This is a genomic window from Streptococcus sp. 2579 (assembly GCF_013277195.1).
Lineage (GTDB): Bacteria > Bacillota > Bacilli > Lactobacillales > Streptococcaceae > Streptococcus.
Genome location: NZ_VMMM01000005.1, coordinates 13618 through 35642, shown reverse-complemented (window position 1 = coordinate 35642; position 22025 = coordinate 13618). Strand labels below are relative to the sequence as shown.

The following is a 22025-nucleotide window of genomic DNA, read 5'->3' as shown; positions in this document are numbered from 1 at the left end:
GATAGAGTAAATCAAAGAACGGAATCAGTTTTCGTTCTTTTTCTTTTTCAATTCATATTGGGTTAACATAGAGATGTTACAGTAGTGGTAAAGAAAGGGGATCGTGATGATAGCAATAATCATTATCTGTGTATTTTTAATTCGCTTGTTGTTCCTAAAGAAATCAATTGCAAATGAAAAACGGCTTCGTAGGGATGGTGGGCGAGAATTTGGCATTAAAAATACCAAACGTCTTACCTTGGTTCATATTGTTTTTTATATGGCTTGTTTTATGGAAGCCCTAGTCTATCGACCGTCTTTCAATATGATGAGTGTTGTGGGTTTGGTGCTCCTGATATTTTCTATGTTGATGTTGCTACTTGTTATTCATCTGCTTGGGGATATTTGGACAGTCAAGTTGATGTTGGCACCAAATCATAAGTTTGTGGATCATGTCTTATTTAGGACAGTAAAACATCCCAATTACTTTTTAAATATCCTTCCTGAGTTGATTGGCTTAACCTTGCTGAGTCATGCCTATATGACTTTTGTTTTAGTTTTTCCAGTTTATGCAGTTATTTTGTATCGACGAATAGCTGAAGAGGAAAAGTTATTACATGAAGTTATAATCCCAAATGGAAGCATAAAGAGATAAATACAAGATTCAATTCATATACAGTTCATATTGAAATGATATAGTAGTGTTAAGAAAAATATTGGAGGAAATAATTATGTTTGCATCAAAAAGTGAAAGAAAAGTACGTTATTCAATTCGTAAATTTAGTATTGGAGTAGCTAGTGTAGTAGTTGCTAGTCTGTTCTTAGGAGGAGTAGTCCATGCAGAAGTGGTTGGTGGTGGGAATAACCCCATGGTTACATCTAGTGGGCAAGATAGGTTGAAGGAATACAAGCAGCAGTTGATAAAAGAGTTGGAAGATACGGATTTATCTAGTGATAGAAAAGCTGACTATAGAAAACAAATTGAAGATGGGAAGGACTATTCAACATTAGCGAGCGTACAAAATCAATTTTATGATGAGGCTCGGACAATACGTGAGACTAAACGTAATGAGGCAGTTGTTCAAGCTAAGTTACTTCTATCTAAATATATGGAACATCGCTTAGACGAACTTACAAAATTGGAAAAACAAGATAATTCTAAAATCGGGGAGATAGTAGAGGGTGTTAAAAGTATTGTCCGAAAGTATCAAAGTATGTTTGATGAAGCTTATGATGAGGCAGAAGTGGAACAGATGAGACAAAAAGGACAAAGTGAGCTAGATAAGTTGGTAGAGGACTTTAAGAATAGTTTATCAAATCAACAAAGTGAACCATCAGGAAATTCTAATTCTTCTAATGGTAGAGGTGATACGACTAAGCCTGCGAATCAAGGATTAGATTCTGATTCACCTTCTGGAAAAGAACATAATAATCCAACTCCACCAAAAGTAGAAAATCAAGGAGGAAATATAGTTTCTACTGAAAAAACTACGGAGACAAATCTTAAAGAAGCTAAAGAAACAGCTAAAACAACTTTGGATAATTATAGAAAAAGTCGTTTAACAAAATTAAATCCAGCTGCTTTTTGGTTTGGAGACCTCTTGTTGGCGTCTCAAAAGACTTTATCCGAATATAGTACGCAATTTGAGAGTGCTTCGAGTAAAGAAGAAGTGGAAGCTCTGATAGAAAAATCTAAACAGGCAATTGATGAACTGATAGCTACTCATCAAAATAGAGAAATCAGCTTAGAGCGAGATAAGGCAAAGGCTGCAGTTACTAAACATCTAACAGGCTTATTGGATGACATCAAGAAAAATTTAGAAAAAGAGCAACATATCAATACTGTAGAGCTAATTAAAAAGCTAAAAGATATTGAAAAAACGTATTTGCATAAATTAGATGACTCAACCCAAAAAGCCCAACTACAGAATCTGGTTACAGAAAGTCAATCAAAACTAGATGAAGCTTTGTCTAACTTTAAAAAGGGCTTATCTTCTTCGTCAAATTCAGGATCTTCCACTAAACCAGAAACTCCAGAAAAACCAGAGCAACCTACTCCAAGCAAACCTGCGGAAAAAGAGCAGACCCCATCAGGATCCACTGCAGGAAGTCACTCCGGTTCCACTAGCTCTTCAGGAGGTTCTAGTGCTTCCACTAAACCAAAATCTCCAGAAAAACCAGAGCAACCTGCTCCAAGCAAACCTGCTGAAAAGGAGCAGAATCCATCAGGTTCAACCACAGGAAGTCACTCCGGTTCCACTAGCTCTTCAGGAAGTTCAAGTGCTTCCACTAAACCAAAATCTCCAGAAAAAGAGCAAGAAGTAGAACCATCTACCCCAAGTAAACCATCAGGAAACGAGACAAATTCTTCATCTCCTACCAGATCTAACAGTCTTTCTCCTACTCTCTCATCTCAACCGACATCTACTGTCCAAAAGGTATTTACAACTCAAAATGGGAATGCCAAGATTACTGTTATGTTTGAAACTGCTACAGAAGCAGACTCTGTCAATCTTAAAGAGGTAACAACAAAAGAAATGATTGATAATGTTACCCGTCAAACAGGGCAAGGCACAGTGCGCATATTTGATATTTCCCTTTCAAAAGATGGAAAAGAAACCCATGTGAAGGGAGAAAGAGTAGTTCGTCTTGCAATTGGTAATATTGATTCTGAGATTCAAGTTTACCATGTGAAGGAAAATGGAGAATTGGAGTTGCTCCCATCAACAGTTGAAAATGGGCAAGTCGTTTTCAAAACGAGTCATTTCAGCTTGTTTGCGATTAAAATGCTTCCTAAAAAACAAATGGTTGCCGAGCCAGAGGCAAATAGGGAAGGAAAAACTCAATCTGATGATAAGGAAATGGTTCTTCTTGCTGATAAAGCAAATCAAATGAGTGAAAATCGTTCAAATTCAGATAAAAAAGATAAGCAAGCGCTCCCATCAACTGGAACAATGTCAACGTTGCTTATGGAATTCTTAGGTCTTATATCTCTAGTAGGTGTTTATCTATTAAAAGGAAAAAAGACGGAGAATGACTAATTTCATATAGACATTACTTGCCTGTATAAATCCAAGAAAAACCCGTAACCTTTAAGAGAGTTACGGGTTTTGGTCTATTAAGCCTTATCCAACTGCAAGAGAGCCTCAATCTCTGCTAGGGTGCTAGCTTGGGAAATGGCTCCACGGAGTTTGGCAGCGCCAGATGTTCCACGGAGGTAGTGAGGAGCGAGGCCACGGAATTCACGAACTGCTACGTTTTCCCCTTTGAGGTTAATCAAGCGTTTCAAGTGTTCGTAGGCGATTTTCATCTTGTCTTCAAAGGTCAAATCAGGTAGAATTTCTCCTGTTTCAAAGTAGTGGTTGATTTGATTGAAGAGGTAAGGATTTCCCATGGCAGCTCGGCCAATCATGACTGCGTCAGCACCGACTTCTTCGATACGCTGTTTGGCTTCTTGAACCGTACGGATGTCACCATTGGCGATGAATGGAATCTTGGTCAGAGCTTGAGCGACCTTGTGAAGGGTCTCAAGGTCTGCGTGACCTGTATACATTTGCTCACGGGTACGACCATGCATGGCGAGGGCAGAAACACCTGCAGCTTCAGCAGCGAGGGCATTTTCGACTGCAAGAGACGGGTCAGCCCAGCCTGTACGCATTTTGACAGTAAGGGGGATATCAAGGACAGACTGGACCTTGTTGATGATAGAGTAAATCTTATCTGGATCCTTGAGCCACATAGCGCCAGCTTCGTTCTTCACTATTTTGTTAACTGGGCAGCCCATGTTGATATCGACGATATCGGTTTTGGTGTTTTCTTGGATGAATTCTGCTGCGCGTGCTAGGCTGTCTTCATCACTACCAAATAATTGGATAGAGACAGGGTTTTCGCCTTCGTCGATATGAAGCATGTGCAGGGTTTTTTCGTTGTTGTATTGGATGCCCTTGTCAGAGACCATTTCCATTACAACGAGTCCAGCTCCGAGCTCTTTTGCGATGGTACGAAAGGCTGAGTTGGTGACACCTGCCATAGGTGCTAAAACGGTACGATTGGGAATCTCAACATTGCCAATCATAAAAGGTGTATTAAGATTTGTCACGAATGAGTTCCTCCAGGTCATTTTCATCAAAGTTGTAAGTTGTTTGGCAGAATTGACAAGTGATTTCTGCTCCGTGGTCTTCCTCTTTCATTTCCTGTAAGTCTGAGCTCGGAAGGCTGGCAAGAGCGTTCATAAAGCGTTCATGGCTACAGTCACATTGGAAACGGATTTCTTCTTCAGAAAGACGCTTGTAGGCCTCGTCACCGTAGATTGCCTTGAGGAGGGCTTCGATATGGTCGTCGCTTTCCAAAAGGGTTGAGATAGCTGGCATTTCTTGGATGCGTTTTTCAAAGCGAGCAATCTCTTCTTCCTTGGCTCCCGGCAAGACTTGAACTAGGAAACCACCTGCAACCTTAACCTTGTCTTCCTCGTCTAAAAGGACATTGAGGCCGACTGCTGAAGGTGTTTGTTGGCTTTCAGTCAAGTAAAAGGCAAGGTCTTCACCAATTTCTCCAGAGATAAGGGGAGTCATAGAGTTGTAAGGATTTCCAGTACCGTAGTCTGTGATAACGAGGAATTGACCATTTCCAACAAAAGGTCCGACTAGAACTTCACCAGTTGCAGTCTTTTTGATGTCAACACCAGGATTTTGAACGTAGCCTTTGACGTTCCCCTTGGTATCAGCGACGGTGATGATAGCACCTAGAGAGCTAGATCCCAGCACCTTAACTGTAAGTTTGGTATTTCCTTTTTCATTGGCTGCGAGAATCTGGCTAGCGATAAGAGTTCGACCAAGCGCTACAGTTGAGCTAGCTTGGGTTTGGTGTTTTTCTTGAGCAGTGCGGACGGTTTCTGTGCTGTCAAGGACAAAAGCACGAAAGGCTCCGCTTTCTGATATTGTTTTAATAATTTTATCCATAGCTACTATTTTAGCATAAAAATGCCCAAAGGGGGAGCCGTGTGTTTGCTGATTTTTAGGATAATGAACCAGGAAATCAGCATGAAAATAAAAAGAGAAACAGATTATTTCAGCATTTGTAAGATTTATGCTATGCTTAAGGTAGAAAATGAAAGGGGTAACAAATGTATTTAGGAGATTTGATGGAAAAGGCCGAATCTGGCCAATTTTCAATCCTTTCCTTTCTATTACAAGAGTCTCAGACGACTGTCAAGGCTGTGATGGAGGAAACAGGATTTTCAAAAGCAACTCTAACCAAATATGTCACCCTGCTTAATGACAAGGCTTTGGATAGTGGCTTAGAGCTGACTATTCACTTAGAAGATGAAAATCTGCGTCTGTCAATCGGTGCAGCTACCAAGGGGAGAGACATCCGGAGCTCGTTTTTGGAGAATGCGGTTAAATATCAGATTCTAGTTTATCTTCTTTACCACCAACAGTTTTTAGCCCATCAGTTGGCTCAAGAATTGATGATTAGTGAGGCTACGCTTGGTCGCCACTTAGCTAGTTTAAATCAGATTTTGTCAGAATTTGACTTATCCATCCAAAATGGACGTTGGCGAGGCCCAGAACATCAGATTCGCTATTTCTATTTCTGTCTTTTCCGCAAGGTCTGGTCCAGTCAGGAGTGGGAAGGTCACATGCAGAAACCAGAGAGAAAACAGGAGATTGCCAGTTTAGAAGAAATCTGCGGTGCAAGTTTGTCTTCGGGGCAGAAATTGGACTTGGTTTTGTGGAGTCACATCAGTCAACAACGTCTTCGGGTCAACGCCTGTCAGTTTCAAGTGATAGAAGAAAAAATGCGAGGGTACTTTGACAATATTTTCTACCTTCGTTTGCATCGAAAGGCTCCGTCCTTTTTCGCTGGACAACACCTTCCTCTAGGAACTGAGGATGGGGAGATGATGATTTTCTTCTCTTTCCTCCTATCCCATCGCATTCTTCCTCTTCATACAATGGAATATATCCTTGGTTTTGGAGGGCAGTTGGCAGATTTACTGACGCAATTGATTCAAGAAATGAAGAAAGAGGAGTTGCTGGGCGGTTATACAGAGGACCATGTCACCTATGAACTCAGTCAGCTTTGTGCTCAAGTCTATCTCTATAAGGGCTATATTTTACAGGATCGCTACAAGTACCAGTTAGAGAATCGCCATCCTTATTTGTTGATGGAACATGATTTTAGGGGAACGGCAGAGGAGATTTTTCATGCTCTACCTGCCTTTCATCAGGGGACGGACTTAGATAAGAAAATTCTCTGGGAATGGCTCCAGTTGATCGAATATATGGCTGAAAATGGTGGTCAACATATGCGGATTGGTCTGGATTTGACATCTGGTTTTCTTGTCTTTTCAAGGATGGCAGCCATTTTGAAACGGTATTTGGAATACAATCGTTTTATTACCATTGAAGCCTATGACCCTAGTCGCCATTATGATTTGCTGGTTACCAATAACCCTATTCATAAGAAGGAACAGACACCAGTCTATTATTTAAAAAACGACTTGGATATGGAAGATTTGGCAGGGATTCGTCAGTTATTATTTACCTAAAAGGCTTGGTTAACCCAGGCCTTTTTTGTGAAATTCACACAATCTCCTCACATTTTTTAAAAAATTAAAAAAAGTTGATAAACAAGAAAGCGCTTTATTTTGTATACTAGTAAGTGTAAAGAGGAAACACCTCAAGATCTTTATCAGGAGGACAGCACATGTCACAAGAAAAATACATTATGGCTATTGACCAGGGAACTACAAGTTCTCGTGCCATCATTTTTAATAAAAAAGGAGAAAAGGTCAGCTCTAGCCAAAAAGAGTTTACTCAGATTTTCCCTCAGGCAGGTTGGGTTGAGCACAATGCCAATGAAATTTGGAACTCAGTCCAGTCAGTTATTGCGGGTGCTTTCATCGAAAGCGGTGTCAAGCCAAATCAAATCGAAGCAATCGGGATTACCAACCAACGTGAAACAACTGTCGTCTGGGATAAGAAAACAGGACTTCCTATCTACAATGCTATCGTTTGGCAGTCACGCCAGACAGCACCTTTGGCTGAACAACTAAAAAGCCAAGGTTATGTGGAAAAATTCCATGAAAAGACTGGTTTGATTATTGATGCTTACTTCTCTGCTACCAAGGTTCGTTGGATTTTGGACCATGTAGAGGGCGCTCAAGAGCGAGCAGAAAAAGGGGAATTGCTCTTTGGTACCATTGATACTTGGTTGGTTTGGAAATTGACTGACGGTGCGGCTCACGTGACGGACTACTCAAATGCAGCTCGTACCATGCTTTATAACATTAAAGAACTCAAATGGGATGATGAGATTTTGGAAATCCTCAACATTCCTAAGGCTATGCTTCCAGAAGTTCGTTCTAACTCTGAAATTTACGGTAAGACAGCGCCATTCCATTTCTACGGCGGACAAGTGCCAATCTCAGGTATGGCTGGTGACCAACAAGCAGCCCTCTTTGGACAGTTAGCCTTTGAACCAGGTATGGTCAAGAATACTTATGGAACAGGTTCTTTCATCATCATGAATACTGGGGAAGAAATGCAGTTGTCTGAAAACAACCTCTTGACAACCATTGGTTACGGTATCAATGGCAAGGTTTACTATGCCTTGGAAGGTTCTATCTTCATCGCAGGAAGTGCCATTCAGTGGCTTCGTGACGGTCTTCGCATGGTTGAAAATTCACCAGAATCTGAAAAATACGCTCGTGATTCTCACAATGATGATGAAGTTTATGTCGTTCCAGCCTTTACAGGTCTAGGCGCTCCATACTGGAACCAAAACGCTCGAGGTTCTGTCTTTGGTTTGACTCGTGGAACAAGTAAAGAAGACTTTATCAAGGCGACTTTGCAATCTATTGCTTATCAAGTGCGTGACATCATCGACACCATGCAAGTGGATGCGCAGACAGCTATCCAAGTCTTGAAAGTAGACGGTGGTGCAGCTATGAACAATTTCCTCATGCAGTTCCAAGCTGATATTTTGGGAATTGACATCGCACGCGCCAAAAACTTGGAAACAACAGCTCTAGGAGCAGCCTTCCTAGCTGGTTTGTCAGTAGGTTACTGGAAAGACTTGGATGAGTTGAAACTCTTGAACGAGACAGGAGAACTCTTTGAGCCATCTATGAACGAATCTCGCAAGGAACAACTCTACAAGGGCTGGAAGAAGGCCGTAAAAGCAACCCAAGTCTTTGCGGAAGTAGACGACTAATACTGGCAGAATAAAGCGATTTATTTAGAAAGTGTGTAAATATGGAATTTTCAAAGAAAACACGTGAATTATCAATTAAAAAAATGCAGGAACGCACCCTGGACCTCTTGATTATCGGTGGAGGAATCACAGGGGCTGGTGTAGCCTTGCAGGCGGCAGCCAGTGGTCTTGATACTGGTTTGATTGAAATGCAGGATTTCGCAGAAGGAACATCCAGCCGTTCAACAAAATTGGTTCACGGAGGTCTTCGTTACCTCAAGCAATTTGACGTAGAAGTAGTGTCAGATACGGTTTCAGAACGTGCAGTAGTACAACAAATTGCTCCACACATTCCAAAACCAGACCCAATGCTCTTGCCCGTTTACGATGAGGATGGAGCGACCTTTAGCCTCTTCCGTCTCAAAGTAGCCATGGACTTGTACGACCTTTTGGCAGGAGTTAACAACACACCAGCTGCTAACAAAGTTTTGAGCAAGGATCAAGTCTTGGAACGCCAACCAAACTTGAAGAAAGAAGGTTTGGTAGGAGGTGGGGTTTACCTTGACTTCCGTAACAACGATGCGCGTCTCGTGATTGAAAATATCAAACGTGCCAACCAAGACGGTGCCCTCATTGCCAACCACGTGAAGGCAGAAGGCTTCCTCTTTGACGAAAACGGCAAGATTACAGGTGTTGTAGCTCGTGATTTGTTGACAGACCAAGTCTTTGAAATCAAGGCTCGTCTGGTTATCAACACTACAGGTCCTTGGAGCGATAAGGTGCGCAATTTGTCTAATCAGGGAACCCAATTCTCACAAATGCGTCCAACTAAGGGAGTTCACTTGGTAGTGGATTCAAGCAAAATCAAGGTTTCACAGCCAATTTACTTTGATACAGGTTTGGGTGATGGCCGTATGGTCTTTGTTCTCCCGCGTGAAAACAAGACTTACTTTGGTACAACTGATACAGACTACACAGGTGATTTGGAACATCCGAAAGTGACTCAGGAAGATGTAGATTATCTACTTGGCATTGTCAACAACCGCTTCCCAGAAGCGAATATTACAGTTGCTGACATTGAAAGTAGCTGGGCAGGTCTTCGTCCATTGATCGCAGGCAATAGCGCTTCTGACTACAATGGAGGGAATAACGGAACTATCAGTGATGAAAGCTTTAACAACTTGATCGCGACTGTTGAGTCTTACCTCTCTAAAGAAAAAACTCGTGAAGACGTCGAGGCTGCTGTCAGCAAGCTTGAAAGCAGTACCTCTGAGAAACATTTGGACCCATCTGCAGTTTCTCGTGGTTCTAGCTTGGACCGAGATGATAATGGGCTCTTGACTCTTGCTGGTGGTAAAATCACAGACTACCGTAAGATGGCTGAAGGAGCTATGGAGCGCGTGGTTGACATCCTCAAAGCAGAATTTGACCGCAGCTTTAAACTCATCAACTCTAAGACATACCCTGTTTCAGGTGGGGAATTGAACCCAGCAAATGTGGACTCAGAAATCGAAGCCTTTGCGCAACTTGGAGTATCACGTGGCTTGGATAGTAAGGAAGCTCATTACCTAGCAAATCTTTACGGTTCAAATGCACCGAAAGTTTTTGCCCTTGCTCACAGTTTGGAACAAGCGCCAGGACTCAGCTTGGCAGACACCTTGTCACTTCACTATGCAATGCGCAATGAGTTGGCTCTGAGCCCAGTTGACTTCCTTCTTCGTCGTACCAACCACATGCTCTTTATGCGTGATAGTTTGGATAGCATCGTTGAGCCAGTTTTGGATGAAATGGGACGATTCTATGACTGGTCAGAAGAAGAAAAAGCAGCTTACCGTGCTGATGTCGAAGCGGCACTCGCTAACAACGATTTAGCAGAATTAAAAAATTAAGAAAAAATAAAAAAAATAAAAAAAATAAAAGAGGTGGAGGGTAGGACTCCTTGTCGCCCGCCCCTTCTTTTTAATGGAGACAGAAAGATGACGAATGAATTATTTGGAGAATTTTTGGGGACTTTAATCCTGATTCTTCTAGGAAATGGTGTTGTAGCAGGTGTAGTTCTTCCTAAAACCAAGAGCAATAGCTCAGGTTGGATTGTGATTACTATGGGTTGGGGGATTGCGGTTGCAGTTGCAGTTTTTGTATCTGGCAAGCTCAGTCCAGCTCATTTAAACCCAGCTGTGACCATTGGTGTGGCCTTAAAAGGTGGTTTGCCTTGGGCTTCCGTTTTTCCATACATCCTAGCTCAGTTCGCAGGGGCTATGCTTGGTCAGATTTTGGTTTGGTTGCAATTCAAACCTCACTATGAGGCAGAAGAAAATGCAGGAAATATCCTGGCAACCTTCAGTACTGGACCAGCCATCAAGGATACTGTATCAAACTTGATTAGCGAAATCCTTGGAACCTTTGTTTTGGTGTTGACAATCTTTGCTTTGGGGCTTTATGATTTTCAGGCAGGTATCGGAACCTTCGCAGTTGGAACCTTGATTGTCGGTATTGGTCTATCACTAGGTGGGACAACAGGCTATGCCTTGAACCCTGCACGTGACCTTGGACCTCGTATCATGCACAGTATCCTTCCAATTTCAAACAAGGGAGACGGAGACTGGTCTTACGCTTGGATTCCTGTTGTGGGACCTGTTATCGGTGCAGCCTTGGCCGTTCTCGTATTCTCACTTTTCTAATCTGGAAAACAACTATGTTGATAGAGCTTGAGATGGAAATCTCAGGCTTTTTTCTTTTAAAATATACATAGAAAACCGCATAATCCTTAAAATAAGCTGAAATCTATTGAAAACATACGGTAAACAATTGAAAAAATACTATATAAAGTGGTACAATGGTAGAAAAATAAGCTAGTAAGAATCACTCTTATTTTAGCGAAAAATTACAGAAATGAATGGTTTTTCTTGATGAAACAGAGAAAAGAATTGTACCTTTTTCTTGGTCGGACAGCCTTGTATTTTCTTATCTTTCTAGGGCTGCTTTACTTCTTTAGCTATCTTGGTCAGGGTCAAGGAAGCTTTATCTATAATGAATTTTAACTTGAAGGAGAATTCCTATTGTGTCAAATAAACCAATAGTAGATATGATTGAAACCATTGAGCATTTTGCTCAGATACAGCCTAGCTATCCTGTTTATAATGTTTTGGGGCAGGAACACACTTATGGCGATTTAAAGGCTGATTCGGATAGTTTGGCTACAGCCATTGACCAACTAGGCTTGCTTGAAAAGTCTCCTGTGGTTGTTTTTGGTGGCCAAGAATATGAAATGTTGGCAACTTTTGTAGCGCTGACTAAGTCAGGTCATGCCTACATTCCCATTGATAGCCATTCGGCCTTGGAGCGAGTTTCGGCTATTTTAGAAGTAGCGGAGCCAAGTTTGATTATTGCCATTTCAGACTTTCCTTTGGAGCAGGTTTCTACACCGATGATGACTCTAGCTCAGGTTCAAGAAGCCTTTGCTCAAGGGACTAGCTATGAGATCACGCATCCAGTCAAGGGCGATGATAATTACTACATTATCTTTACTTCTGGTACGACTGGTAAGCCAAAGGGAGTGCAGATTTCCCATGATAACCTCCTCAGCTTTACCAACTGGATGATTACGGATAAGGAATTTGCGACGCCAAGTCGTCCGCAAATGCTGGCTCAACCACCTTATTCATTTGACCTGTCTGTCATGTACTGGGCACCGACCTTGGCACTTGGTGGGACGCTTTTTGCTCTTCCATCTGCCATTACTCAGGACTTTAAGCAACTCTTTGCGACTATCTTTTCATTGCCAATCGCTATCTGGACATCAACCCCTTCTTTTGCAGATATGGCCATGTTGTCTGAAGCCTTCAACAGTGAGAAAATGCCTGGAATCACGCATTTCTACTTTGATGGTGAAGAATTGACGGTCAAAACGGCTCAAAAACTGCGTGAGCGTTTCCCGAATGCCCGTATTATCAATGCTTACGGTCCAACAGAAGCGACAGTAGCCTTGTCAGCTGTTGCTGTGACAGACGAGATGTTGGCGACTCTCAAACGCCTACCAATCGGCTATACCAAGGCTGATTCTCCAACCTTTATCATTGACGAGGAAGGAAATAAACTGCCAAATGGCGAACAGGGAGAAATCATTGTGTCAGGACCAGCTGTTTCAAAAGGTTATATGAACAATCCTGAAAAAACGGCAGAAGCCTTCTTTGAGTTTGAAGGTCTGCCAGCCTACCATACAGGCGATGTGGGAACCATGACAGATGAGGGCTTGCTTCTCTACGGCGGACGAATGGACTTCCAGATTAAGTTCAACGGTTACCGCATTGAGTTAGAAGATGTCTCTCAAAACCTCAACAAGTCTCGCTTTATCGATTCTGCTGTCGCTGTCCCACGTTATAATAAAGACCACAAGGTGCAAAATCTATTGGCCTATGTCATTTTAAAAGATGGTGTGCGTGAGCAGTTTGAGCGTGATATCGATATTACCAAGGCCATTAAGGAAGATTTGACAGACATCATGATGTCCTACATGATGCCGTCTAAATTCCTTTATCAAGACAGTTTGCCACTGACTCCAAATGGAAAGATTGACATTAAAGGATTGATTAACGAGGTGAATAAGAGATGATGGAGTTCTTTCAACAGCTTCCTCATTTAGAGCCATACGGCAATCCTCAGTATTTTGTCTATGTGATTGCTGCAACCTTGCCCATCTTTATCGGTCTCTTTTTCAAGAAACGCTTTGCCTGGTACGAAGTGCTGGTAAGTCTCTTCTTTATTGTCACCATGTTGGTAGGTGGGAAGACCAATCAGTTGGCTGCCTTGGGTATTTACCTTTGCTGGGAAATATTGCTCCTGCTTTTCTACAAGCATTATCGAAAAAGCAAGGATGGCAAGTGGGTCTTCTACTTAGTTAGTTTTCTGTCCCTCCTTCCGATTATCTTTGTCAAGGTGCAGCCAGCTATCAATGGAACGCAGTCTTTGCTTGGATTTTTGGGAATTTCTTACCTGACATTTCGTTCGGTTGGGATTATCATCGAGCTGAGAGATGGAGTGATTAAGGATTTTACCCTCTGGGAATTCCTTCGTTTCCTTCTCTTCATGCCGACCTTTTCAAGTGGTCCAATCGATCGCTTTAAGCGATTTAATGAAAATTATCAGACCATTCCTGAGCGAGATGAGTTGATGGATATGCTGGATGAATCTGTTCGCTATATCATGTGGGGCTTTTTGTACAAGTTTATCCTAGCTCATGTTTTAGGAGAGACCTTACTCCCTCCTTTGAAGAATTTAGCCTTGCAGTCAGGTGGCTTCTTTAACCCCTATGCCTTGGCAGTCATGTATACCTTTGGTCTGGAACTTTTCTTTGACTTTGCAGGTTATTCTATGTTTGCCTTAGCCATTTCAAATTTGATGGGAATCCGTAGCCCTATCAACTTTAACAAGCCCTTTTTATCAAGGGATTTGAAGGAGTTTTGGAATCGCTGGCACATGAGCCTTTCTTTCTGGTTCCGTGACTTTGTCTTTATGCGAATGGTCATGGTGTTGACCAGAAAGAAGGTCTTTAAAAATCGCAATGTAACCTCAAGTGTGGCCTACATTGTAAATATGCTGATTATGGGATTTTGGCATGGAGTGACCTGGTACTATATCGCCTATGGACTCTTTCATGGATTAGGCTTGGTCATCAATGACGCTTGGGTTCGCAAGAAAAAAACGCTCAATAAGGAGCGGAAAAAAGCAGGGAAAGCTGCTCTGCCTGAGAATCGCTGGATTCAGTTGCTTGGCATGGTTGTCACCTTCCATGTCGTCATGCTGTCATTCTTAATCTTTTCTGGATTTTTGAATGATCTATGGTTTAAAAAATAAAGGAAATAAAATATGGATATCAAATCAGAAGTTATCAAAATTATTGATGAGTTGTTTATGGAAGATGTTTCTGACATGATGGATGAAGATCTTTTTGACGCAGGTGTCTTGGATAGTATGGGAACGGTTGAGTTGATTGTGGAGATTGAAAACCGTTTTGACATTCGTGTCCCTGTAACAGAGTTTGGTCGCGACGACTGGAATACAGCTAATAAAATCATAGCTGGTATTGTGGAGCTACAAAATGCTTAAACGCTTATGGATGATCTTCGGACCGGTCTTGATAGCTGGTTTGTTGGTTTTTCTGCTCATTTTCTTTTATCCTACTGAGATGCGTCATAATCTAGGAGCTGAAAAGCGTTCAGCAGTGGCTACTACTATCGATAGTTTTAAGGAGCGAAGTCAAAAGGTCAGAGCACTATCTGATCCGAACATACGTTTTGTTCCCTTCTTTGGCTCTAGTGAATGGCTTCGTTTTGACGGTGCTCATCCTGCAGTCTTGGCTGAGAAGTATAATCGCTCCTACCGTCCGTATCTTTTAGGACAGAGGGGAGCTGCATCGCTTAACCAGTATTTTGGAATGCAACAGATGTTGCCACAGCTAGAGAATAAACAAGTTGTGTATGTTATCTCACCCCAGTGGTTCAGTAAATATGGTTATGAGCCAGCAGCTTTTCAGCAGTATTTTAATGGAGACCAGTTGACCAGTTTTCTGGAACATCAATCTGGAGATCAGGCTAGCCAATATGCGGCGACTCGCTTACTACAGCAGTTTCCTAACGTAGCTATGAAGGATTTGGTTCAGAAGTTGGCAAGTAAAGAAGAATTGTCGACGGCAGACAATGAAATGATTGAATTATTGGCTCGGTTTAATGAACGCCAAGCTTCCTTTTTTGGGCAGTTTTCAGTTAGAGGCTATGTCAATTATGATAAGCATGTAGTTAAGTATTTAAAGACCTTGCCAGACCAGTTTTCTTATCAAGCTATAGAAGATGTCGTTAAAGCAGATGCTGAAAAGAATACTTCCAATAATGATCTGGGAATGGAAAATTATTTCTATAATACGCAGATTAAGAAGGATCTGAAGAAATTAAAGGACTCTCAGAAAAGCTTTACCTATCTCAAGTCGCCAGAGTATAATGACTTGCAGTTGGTTTTAACACAGTTTTCTAAATCTAGGGTAAACCCGATTTTTATCATTCCACCTGTTAATAAAAAATGGATGGACTACGCTGGTTTACGAGAGGATATGTACCAACAAACGGTGCAGAAGATTCGCTACCAATTAGAAAGTCAAGGTTTTACCAATATAGCAGATTTTTCTAAGGACGGCGGGGAGCCTTTCTTTATGAAGGACACCATTCACCTTGGTTGGTTAGGTTGGTTGGCATTTGATAAGGCCGTTGATCCCTTCCTATCCAATCCCACCCCAGCTCCGACGTACCATCTGAATGAGCGCTTTTTCAGTAAAGACTGGGCGACTTATGATGGAGATGTCAAGGCATTTCAATAGATAATAGTATAGAAGAGTTCAAGGATGAAACTAGTTTTCACGTTTTTTCTTGACTCTTTTTTTGGTTGTGATATAATTAACCAGTAAATAATTTTTCAAAGAATAGTATTTTTCTTTTAAAAAAGAGAAGTCTAAAAGGAAAGGAGTCAGATATGAGACAGCTAGCGAAGGATATCGATGCTTTTTTGAATGAGGTGATTTTACAGGCAGAAAACCAACATGAAATCCTAATAGGTCATTGTACTAGCGAGGTAGCTCTGACCAATACCCAGGAGCATATCCTCATGCTCTTGTCGGAGGAATCTTTAACAAATTCAGAGTTGGCTCGTCGTCTCAATGTCAGTCAGGCGGCAGTTACCAAGGCCATTAAGTCTTTGGTCAAGGAAGGGATGTTGGAAACATCTAAAGATCCTAAGGATGCGCGTGTGATTTTTTATCAGTTGACTGATTTGGCTCGTCCAATCGCTGAGGAGCACCATCATCACCATGAGCATACACTTTTAACCTATGAACAAGTGGCGACTCAGTTTACTCCAAATGAACAAAAAGTGATCCAGCGGTTTTTGACTGCTTTAGTAGGAGAAATCAAATAATGAGATATATTACGGTAGAGGATTTATCCTTCTATTATGATAAGGAGCCCGTTCTTGAACATATCAATTATAGTGTTGATAGTGGGGAATTTGTTACCTTGACAGGGGAAAATGGGGCGGCTAAGACGACACTCATCAAGGCCAGTCTTGGAATCCTCCAGCCACGCATTGGAAAGGTGACCATTTCAAAGACAAATACGCAGGGTAAGAAATTGAGAATAGCTTACCTTCCTCAACAGATTGCCAGTTTTAACGCTGGTTTTCCAAGTACGGTTTATGAATTTGTCAAGTCGGGTCGCTATCCGCGAAAAGGCTGGTTCCGTCGTTTGAATGCTCATGATGAGGAGCATATCAAGGCTAGTTTGGACTCAGTTGGTATGTGGGAACACCGAGACAAACGCTTGGGGTCTCTCTCTGGGGGACAAAAGCAGCGAGCGGTGATCGCTCGTATGTTTGCTTCGGACCCAGATGTGTTTATCCTAGATGAGCCGACAACGGGGATGGATGCAGGAAGTAAAAATGAATTTTACGAACTTATGCACCACAGCGCCCATCATCATGGCAAGGCTGTTTTGATGATTACCCATGACCCTGAAGAAGTTAAGGATTATGCGGACCGCAATATTCATCTAGTCCGTAACCAAGACTCGCCATGGCGTTGTTTCAACGTTCATGAGAATGATCAGGAGGTGGGCCATGCTTAGTTTGTTATCTTATGACTTTATGCAACGTGCCTTTCTGGCTGTTATTGCCATGAGTCTTTTCTCGCCAGTTCTTGGAACCTTCCTTATCTTGCGCCGTCAGAGTTTGATGAGTGATACTCTTAGCCACGTCTCGCTTTCAGGTGTAGCCTTTGGGTTGGTTTTGGGGATTTCTCCGACAGTTTCTACGATTGCCATTGTCTTGATTGCGGCGGTCTTTCTGGAGTATCTCCGTACGGTTTACAAGAGCTTTATGGAAATCGGGACGGCTATCCTTATGTCAACAGGTCTGGCTGTTTCTCTGATTGTCATGAGCAAGGGAAAAAGTTCTAGTTCTATGAGTTTGGACCAGTACCTTTTTGGTTCAATCGTGACTATCAGCGAAGAGCAGGTTATTTCCCTCTTTGTCATTGCGGCGGTTGTTTTGATTTTGACCTTCCTCTTCCTTCGTCCAATGTATATCCTGACCTTTGATGAGGATACGGCCTTTGTGGATGGCTTGCCCGTTCGTACCATGTCCATTCTTTTTAACATGGTGACGGGGGTGGCCATTGCCCTTATGATTCCAGCTGCGGGAGCTCTTCTGGTATCGACCATTATGGTCTTACCAGCTAGTATTGCCCTGCGTCTGGGGAAAAATTTTAAATCGGTTATGCTACTTGCTAGTGCTATTGGCTTTTTGGGAATGGTGGCAGGACTCTACATTTCCTACTATGCAGAAACACCTGCAAGTGCAAGTATTACTATTATTTTTGTAACTGTTTTCTTGCTAATTAGTTTAGTAAGACGTTTTATCAAATAGGAGACTAAGATGAAAAAAATTAGCTTATTACTAGCCAGTCTATGTGCCTTGTTTTTAGTGGCTTGTTCCAATCAAAAGCAGGCAGATGGCAAACTAAATATCGTGACAACCTTTTACCCTGTCTATGAATTTACCAAGCAAGTTGCAGGAGATACTGCTAATGTAGAACTCCTAATCGGTGCTGGTACAGAACCCCATGAATACGAACCATCTGCCAAGGCAGTTGCCAAAATCCAAGACGCAGACACCTTCGTTTATGAAAATGAAAACATGGAAACTTGGGTTCCTAAATTGCTAGATACCTTGGATAAGAAAAAGGTCAAAACCATCAAGGCGACAGGCGATATGTTGCTCTTGCCAGGTGGTGAGGAAGAAGAGGGAGACCATGACCATGGAGAAGAAGGCCATCACCATGAGTTTGACCCCCATGTTTGGTTATCACCAGTTCGTGCCATTAAACTTGTAGAGCACATCCGTGACAGCTTGTCAGCAGATTATCCTGATAAAAAAGAGACCTTTGAGAAGAATGCGGCTGCCTATATCGAAAAATTGCAAGCCTTGGATAAGGCTTATGCAGAAGGCTTATCCAAAGCCAAACAAAAGAGCTTTGTAACGCAACACGCAGCCTTTAAATATCTCGCCTTGGACTATGGACTCAAACAAGTCGCAATCTCAGGCCTTTCTCCAGATGCCGAGCCATCAGCTGCTCGTTTGGCAGAATTGACAGAGTATGTCAAGAAAAATAAAATCGCCTATATCTACTTTGAAGAAAATGCCTCACAAGCCCTTGCTAACACACTTTCAAAAGAGGCAGGTGTCAAAACAGATGTCCTCAATCCTTTAGAAAGTCTGACAGAAGAAGATACCAAGGCTGGAGAAAATTACATCTCTATCATGGAGAAAAACCTCAAGGCTCTAAAACAAACAACAGACCAAGAAGGTCCAGCTATCGAACCTGAAAAGGCAGAGGATACGAAGACAGTTCAAAATGGTTACTTTGAGGATGCAGATGTCAAGGATCGTACCTTGAGTGACTATGCAGGTAACTGGCAATCAGTTTATCCTTTCCTTGAAGATGGAACTTTTGATCAGATCTTTGACTACAAGGCTAAGTTGACTGGTAAGATGACTCAGGCTGAGTACAAGGCCTACTATACAAAAGGCTATCAGACAGATGTGACTAAGATTAATATCACTGATAACACTATGGAATTTGTTCAAGGTGGACAAAGTAAGAAATTCACCTACAAGTATGTTGGTAAGAAAATCTTAACTTACAAGAAAGGCAATCGTGGCGTGCGCTTCCTCTTTGAAGCCACAGATGCAGACGCTGGACAATTCAAGTATGTTCAGTTTAGTGACCACAATATCGCCCCAGTTAAGGCAGAACATTTCCATATCTTCTTTGGAGGCACAAGCCAAGAAGCCCTCTTTGAAGAAATGGATAACTGGCCAACCTACTACCCAGATAACCTATCTGGACAAGAAATCGCCCAAGAAATGTTGGCGCATTGATGAGAAATCGACTAGTTCATAGGAGCTAGTCGGTTTTTGGGTACTAGATGGCTAACTTCATTATAGATCTTTCAGAACTTTAAACAATAAATAAAACTCTTGAAATCTTAGCGCTTGTGTGTTAGAATAATTTTATCGGGTAAGGTTCATTAGAACACCAAATCCCTTAACTATTGCAGTAGTTAAGGGATTTTTTGGTATATTCTATAGTAATAGAAAAAGACCCTCTAAATTTTGTAGAGAGCCTTAAAAAATCAAAATAAAAAGATAACCCCAGGCACATAGGAATGCTCAACCTTTCAGTCTACCCCATTCTGGGACCCAGCGTTTATCCTTCACAAGTTATCTTATTGAGTTCATTATATCACACTTATGGAAAATGTAAAGAAATTTGTATAGTATTTTTAAATGAATTGATGAAAAATCAAATACCTTTCAGAACTAAGGAACTTTAAATAATAAATAAAACTCTTGAAATATCTGGGCTTATATGCTAGAATGTAGTTAGTGTATAAGGTTCATTAGAACACCAAAGCCCCTAACTACTGCCATAGTTAAGGGCTTTTTTGACGTATCTTAGCGATTTAACGGGTGTTGATAGGCTAGTCAGTCGGTCTACTTCTTACCATCTAGCCATTTGCAGACGAAATACAAGATAATTCCTGCTATAACATCCGCTATAATAGTAAGAGCAAGCTCAGGCATAAGGCTCATTAGTTTCACCTCCTCTCACGACCCCATAGGAACGTAATCGGTAACCGATGACCAAAATAGTATACCACACTAAATTTAGATCATCAAGGTCACTTAATGCTTGAACTATTGTAGATTATATGCTAGAATATAGTTAATTGATAAGGTTCATTAGAACACCAAAGCCCCTAACTAGTGCGATAGTTAAGGGCTTTTTTGACGTATCTTAGCGATTTAACGGGTGTTTATAGGCTAGTCACTCGGTTTACTCTTTACTATCTAGCCATCTGCAGACGAAATACAAGATAATTCCAGCTATAACATCCGCTATAATAGTAAGAGCGAGCTCTATGATAAGGCTCATTAGTTTCACCTCCTCTCACGAACCCATAGGAACGTAATCGGTAACCGATGACAAAAGTATTATACCACACTAAATTTAGATCATCAACCTCACTTAATGCTTGAACTATTGTAGATTATATGCTAGAATATAGTTAATTGATAAGGTTCATTAGAACACCAAAGCCCTTAACTATTGCCGTAGTTAAGGGCTTTTTTGACGTATCTTAGCGATTTAACGGGTGTTGATAGGCTAGTCAGTCGGTCTACTCCTTACTATCTAGCCATCTGCAGACGAAATACAAGATAATTCCAGCTATAACATCCGCTATAATAGTAAGAGCGAGCTCTATGATAAGGCTCATTAGTTTCACCTCCTCTCACGAACCCATAGGAACGTAATCGGTAACCGATGACAAAAATAGTATACCACAATAAATTTAGATCATCAACATTGCTTAATGCTTGAACTATTGGAGTGCGGTTCACTGTAATGATGTTTTTGTTATCCTATTAAAGGGTTAGCTGTTATTTGTTTTGTTTAGTTAGCCATAGCTTGAAAAGTTCAGATAGTACTTGGATAAATAACGGAGCTAGAAATATTCTGAGCAAGGTTTCTAATATATGTAACTTAAATTGATAGAAATTAGACGACAATAGGACAATTCATCTCTAATTATTGACATTTCAGGAAAAATCGCAGTAAAAACGGTACAGCCTTCTTTAAATGTGCTATAATACTAGAAAAATACTTGTGGAGGTTCCATTATGGCAATATTTTTCATGATTTTTCTGATTGTTTGTGTGCTCCTATTGGTGATAGTCACACTGAGTACGGTTTATGTGGTTCGTCAGCAGTCGGTGGCGATTATTGAACGCTTTGGGAAATACCAAAAGGTTGCCAATAGCGGTATTCATATTCGCTTGCCTTTTGGGATTGACTCGATTGCAGCGCGGATTCAGTTGCGTTTGCTGCAAAGTGATATTGTGGTTGAGACCAAGACCAAGGACAATGTGTTCGTTATGATGAATGTAGCGACTCAGTACCGTGTCAATGAACAGAGCGTGACAGATGCCTACTATAAACTTATGCGTCCAGAATCTCAGATTAAATCTTATATCGAAGACGCTCTTCGCTCTTCTGTTCCAAAATTAACCTTGGATGAATTGTTTGAGAAAAAAGATGAGATTGCCCTTGAAGTCCAACACCAAGTAGCAGAAGAAATGACTACTTACGGTTATATTATTGTGAAAACCTTGATTACCAAGGTCGAACCAGATGCAGAAGTCAAGCAATCTATGAATGAAATCAATGCGGCGCAACGTAAGCGGGTCGCAGCGCAAGAATTGGCGGAAGCTGATAAGATTAAAATCGTCACTGCAGCTGAAGCCGAAGCAGAAAAAGACCGTCTTCATGGTGTGGGGATTGCCCAACAACGTAAGGCGATTGTGGATGGATTGGCAGAGTCTATCACTGAACTCAAGGAAGCCAATGTTGGCATGACAGAAGAACAAATCATGTCCATCCTCTTGACTAACCAGTACTTGGATACCTTGAATACCTTTGCCTCTAAAGGAAATCAAACCATCTTTCTACCAAATACGCCAAATGGTGTGGATGATATCCGTACACAAATCTTGTCAGCCCTCCGTGCTGAGAAGAAATAATAGATTAAAGAGCTTGGCAACAGGCTCTTTTTGTATTGCGTTTGTTAAGAAAAGCAAAGAACATTGATATACATTTAACTAAAAATTATTGTATGTTGTTGCCCTTAACTTGGAATGATAAGGGAATAACTAGAAAGATTTGTGAATACAAACGATTTCTGATATACTAA

18 protein-coding genes are annotated in these 22025 nt (G+C 41.4%); 16 read left to right on the top strand and 2 right to left on the bottom strand.

Annotated elements, in window-relative coordinates:
* Window positions 1-106 precede the first annotated feature (106 nt).
* Window positions 107-634: an isoprenylcysteine carboxyl methyltransferase family protein gene (locus tag HT725_RS02630; RefSeq protein WP_173253007.1), complete on the top strand. Its 528-nt coding sequence runs from the start codon at window positions 107-109 to the stop codon at window positions 632-634.
* A 76-nt stretch (window positions 635-710) separates the two neighbouring features.
* Window positions 711-3020, top strand: coding sequence for an RICH domain-containing protein (locus HT725_RS02625; RefSeq protein WP_173253032.1), 2310 nt, complete (start codon window positions 711-713; stop codon window positions 3018-3020).
* Window positions 3021-3097: 77 nt separating this feature from the next.
* On the opposite strand, the gene dusB is transcribed toward HT725_RS02625, so the two are convergent.
* A complete protein-coding gene (gene dusB / locus HT725_RS02620; protein WP_000183308.1) occupies window positions 3098-4078 on the bottom strand; it encodes a tRNA dihydrouridine synthase DusB in 981 nt (326 codons plus the stop codon).
* Window positions 4065-4937: an Hsp33 family molecular chaperone HslO gene (hslO, locus tag HT725_RS02615; protein ID WP_031227923.1), complete on the bottom strand. Its 873-nt coding sequence runs from the start codon at window positions 4935-4937 to the stop codon at window positions 4065-4067. Before hslO ends, dusB begins: the two co-directional genes overlap by 14 nt.
* A 164-nt stretch (window positions 4938-5101) precedes the next feature.
* On the opposite strand from hslO, the gene HT725_RS02610 reads away from it, so the two are divergent.
* The 14 genes from HT725_RS02610 (at window position 5102) to HT725_RS02540 (ending at window position 21855) form a co-directional block, all read left to right on the top strand.
* On the top strand, window positions 5102-6529 hold the full coding sequence (locus HT725_RS02610; protein ID WP_173253006.1) for a helix-turn-helix domain-containing protein: 1428 nt from the start codon (window positions 5102-5104) through the stop codon (window positions 6527-6529).
* 158 nt (window positions 6530-6687) lie between these two features.
* Window positions 6688-8196, top strand: a complete 1509-nt coding sequence (gene glpK, locus HT725_RS02605) for a glycerol kinase GlpK (RefSeq protein ID WP_050256796.1) — start codon at window positions 6688-6690, stop codon at window positions 8194-8196.
* A gap of 41 nt (window positions 8197-8237) precedes the next feature.
* Window positions 8238-10064, top strand: a complete 1827-nt coding sequence (gene glpO, locus HT725_RS02600) for a type 1 glycerol-3-phosphate oxidase (RefSeq protein ID WP_173253005.1) — start codon at window positions 8238-8240, stop codon at window positions 10062-10064.
* A gap of 87 nt (window positions 10065-10151) precedes the next feature.
* Window positions 10152-10856: an MIP/aquaporin family protein gene (locus tag HT725_RS02595; protein WP_173253004.1), complete on the top strand. Its 705-nt coding sequence runs from the start codon at window positions 10152-10154 to the stop codon at window positions 10854-10856.
* 228 nt (window positions 10857-11084) lie between these two features.
* Complete coding sequence (locus HT725_RS02590; protein WP_000813667.1) at window positions 11085-11216, top strand: teichoic acid D-Ala incorporation-associated protein DltX; 132 nt, start codon at window positions 11085-11087, stop codon at window positions 11214-11216.
* Window positions 11217-11236: 20 nt separating this feature from the next.
* Window positions 11237-12787 (top strand): D-alanine--poly(phosphoribitol) ligase subunit DltA, encoded by a 1551-nt coding sequence (gene dltA / locus HT725_RS02585; protein WP_173253003.1) that lies wholly within the window; start codon window positions 11237-11239, stop codon window positions 12785-12787.
* On the top strand, window positions 12784-14028 hold the full coding sequence (gene dltB, locus HT725_RS02580; RefSeq protein WP_173253002.1) for a D-alanyl-lipoteichoic acid biosynthesis protein DltB: 1245 nt from the start codon (window positions 12784-12786) through the stop codon (window positions 14026-14028). The genes dltA and dltB overlap by 4 nt, the downstream gene beginning before the upstream one ends.
* A 12-nt stretch (window positions 14029-14040) precedes the next feature.
* Window positions 14041-14280 (top strand): D-alanine--poly(phosphoribitol) ligase subunit DltC, encoded by a 240-nt coding sequence (gene dltC / locus HT725_RS02575; RefSeq protein ID WP_173253001.1) that lies wholly within the window; start codon window positions 14041-14043, stop codon window positions 14278-14280.
* Entirely contained in the window at window positions 14273-15541 is a 1269-nt protein-coding gene (gene dltD, locus HT725_RS02570; protein WP_173253000.1) for a D-alanyl-lipoteichoic acid biosynthesis protein DltD, read from the top strand. Before dltC ends, dltD begins: the two co-directional genes overlap by 8 nt.
* Before the next feature lie 152 nt (window positions 15542-15693).
* Window positions 15694-16134 (top strand): zinc-dependent transcriptional regulator AdcR, encoded by a 441-nt coding sequence (adcR, locus tag HT725_RS02560; RefSeq protein ID WP_001249308.1) that lies wholly within the window; start codon window positions 15694-15696, stop codon window positions 16132-16134.
* Window positions 16134-16838 (top strand): metal ABC transporter ATP-binding protein, encoded by a 705-nt coding sequence (locus HT725_RS02555; RefSeq protein WP_001269496.1) that lies wholly within the window; start codon window positions 16134-16136, stop codon window positions 16836-16838. Before adcR ends, HT725_RS02555 begins: the two co-directional genes overlap by 1 nt.
* Window positions 16831-17637 (top strand): metal ABC transporter permease, encoded by an 807-nt coding sequence (locus tag HT725_RS02550; protein ID WP_000950038.1) that lies wholly within the window; start codon window positions 16831-16833, stop codon window positions 17635-17637. Before HT725_RS02555 ends, HT725_RS02550 begins: the two co-directional genes overlap by 8 nt.
* Before the next feature lie 9 nt (window positions 17638-17646).
* The gene (adcA, locus tag HT725_RS02545) at window positions 17647-19152 is read left to right on the top strand and encodes a zinc ABC transporter substrate-binding lipoprotein AdcA (RefSeq protein ID WP_173252999.1); all 1506 of its coding nucleotides are present in this window, start codon (window positions 17647-17649) and stop codon (window positions 19150-19152) included.
* A 1818-nt stretch (window positions 19153-20970) separates the two neighbouring features.
* Window positions 20971-21855 carry an SPFH domain-containing protein gene (locus HT725_RS02540; RefSeq protein WP_025168872.1) on the top strand — a complete coding sequence of 295 codons (885 nt, stop codon included), beginning with the start codon at window positions 20971-20973 and terminating at the stop codon, window positions 21853-21855.
* Window positions 21856-22025 lie beyond the last annotated feature (170 nt).

Coding starts and splice junctions, on each gene's coding strand:
- HT725_RS02630 (WP_173253007.1), top strand. CDS start 107: ATGATAGCAATAATCATTATCTGTGTATTTTTAATTCGCTTGTTGTTC.
- HT725_RS02625 (WP_173253032.1), top strand. CDS start 711: ATGTTTGCATCAAAAAGTGAAAGAAAAGTACGTTATTCAATTCGTAAA.
- hslO (WP_031227923.1), bottom strand. CDS start 4,937: ATGGATAAAATTATTAAAACAATATCAGAAAGCGGAGCCTTTCGTGCT.
- HT725_RS02610 (WP_173253006.1), top strand. CDS start 5,102: ATGTATTTAGGAGATTTGATGGAAAAGGCCGAATCTGGCCAATTTTCA.
- glpK (WP_050256796.1), top strand. CDS start 6,688: ATGTCACAAGAAAAATACATTATGGCTATTGACCAGGGAACTACAAGT.
- glpO (WP_173253005.1), top strand. CDS start 8,238: ATGGAATTTTCAAAGAAAACACGTGAATTATCAATTAAAAAAATGCAG.
- HT725_RS02595 (WP_173253004.1), top strand. CDS start 10,152: ATGACGAATGAATTATTTGGAGAATTTTTGGGGACTTTAATCCTGATT.
- HT725_RS02590 (WP_000813667.1), top strand. CDS start 11,085: ATGAAACAGAGAAAAGAATTGTACCTTTTTCTTGGTCGGACAGCCTTG.
- dltB (WP_173253002.1), top strand. CDS start 12,784: ATGATGGAGTTCTTTCAACAGCTTCCTCATTTAGAGCCATACGGCAAT.
- dltC (WP_173253001.1), top strand. CDS start 14,041: ATGGATATCAAATCAGAAGTTATCAAAATTATTGATGAGTTGTTTATG.
- dltD (WP_173253000.1), top strand. CDS start 14,273: ATGCTTAAACGCTTATGGATGATCTTCGGACCGGTCTTGATAGCTGGT.
- adcR (WP_001249308.1), top strand. CDS start 15,694: ATGAGACAGCTAGCGAAGGATATCGATGCTTTTTTGAATGAGGTGATT.
- HT725_RS02555 (WP_001269496.1), top strand. CDS start 16,134: ATGAGATATATTACGGTAGAGGATTTATCCTTCTATTATGATAAGGAG.
- HT725_RS02550 (WP_000950038.1), top strand. CDS start 16,831: ATGCTTAGTTTGTTATCTTATGACTTTATGCAACGTGCCTTTCTGGCT.
- adcA (WP_173252999.1), top strand. CDS start 17,647: ATGAAAAAAATTAGCTTATTACTAGCCAGTCTATGTGCCTTGTTTTTA.
- HT725_RS02540 (WP_025168872.1), top strand. CDS start 20,971: ATGATTTTTCTGATTGTTTGTGTGCTCCTATTGGTGATAGTCACACTG.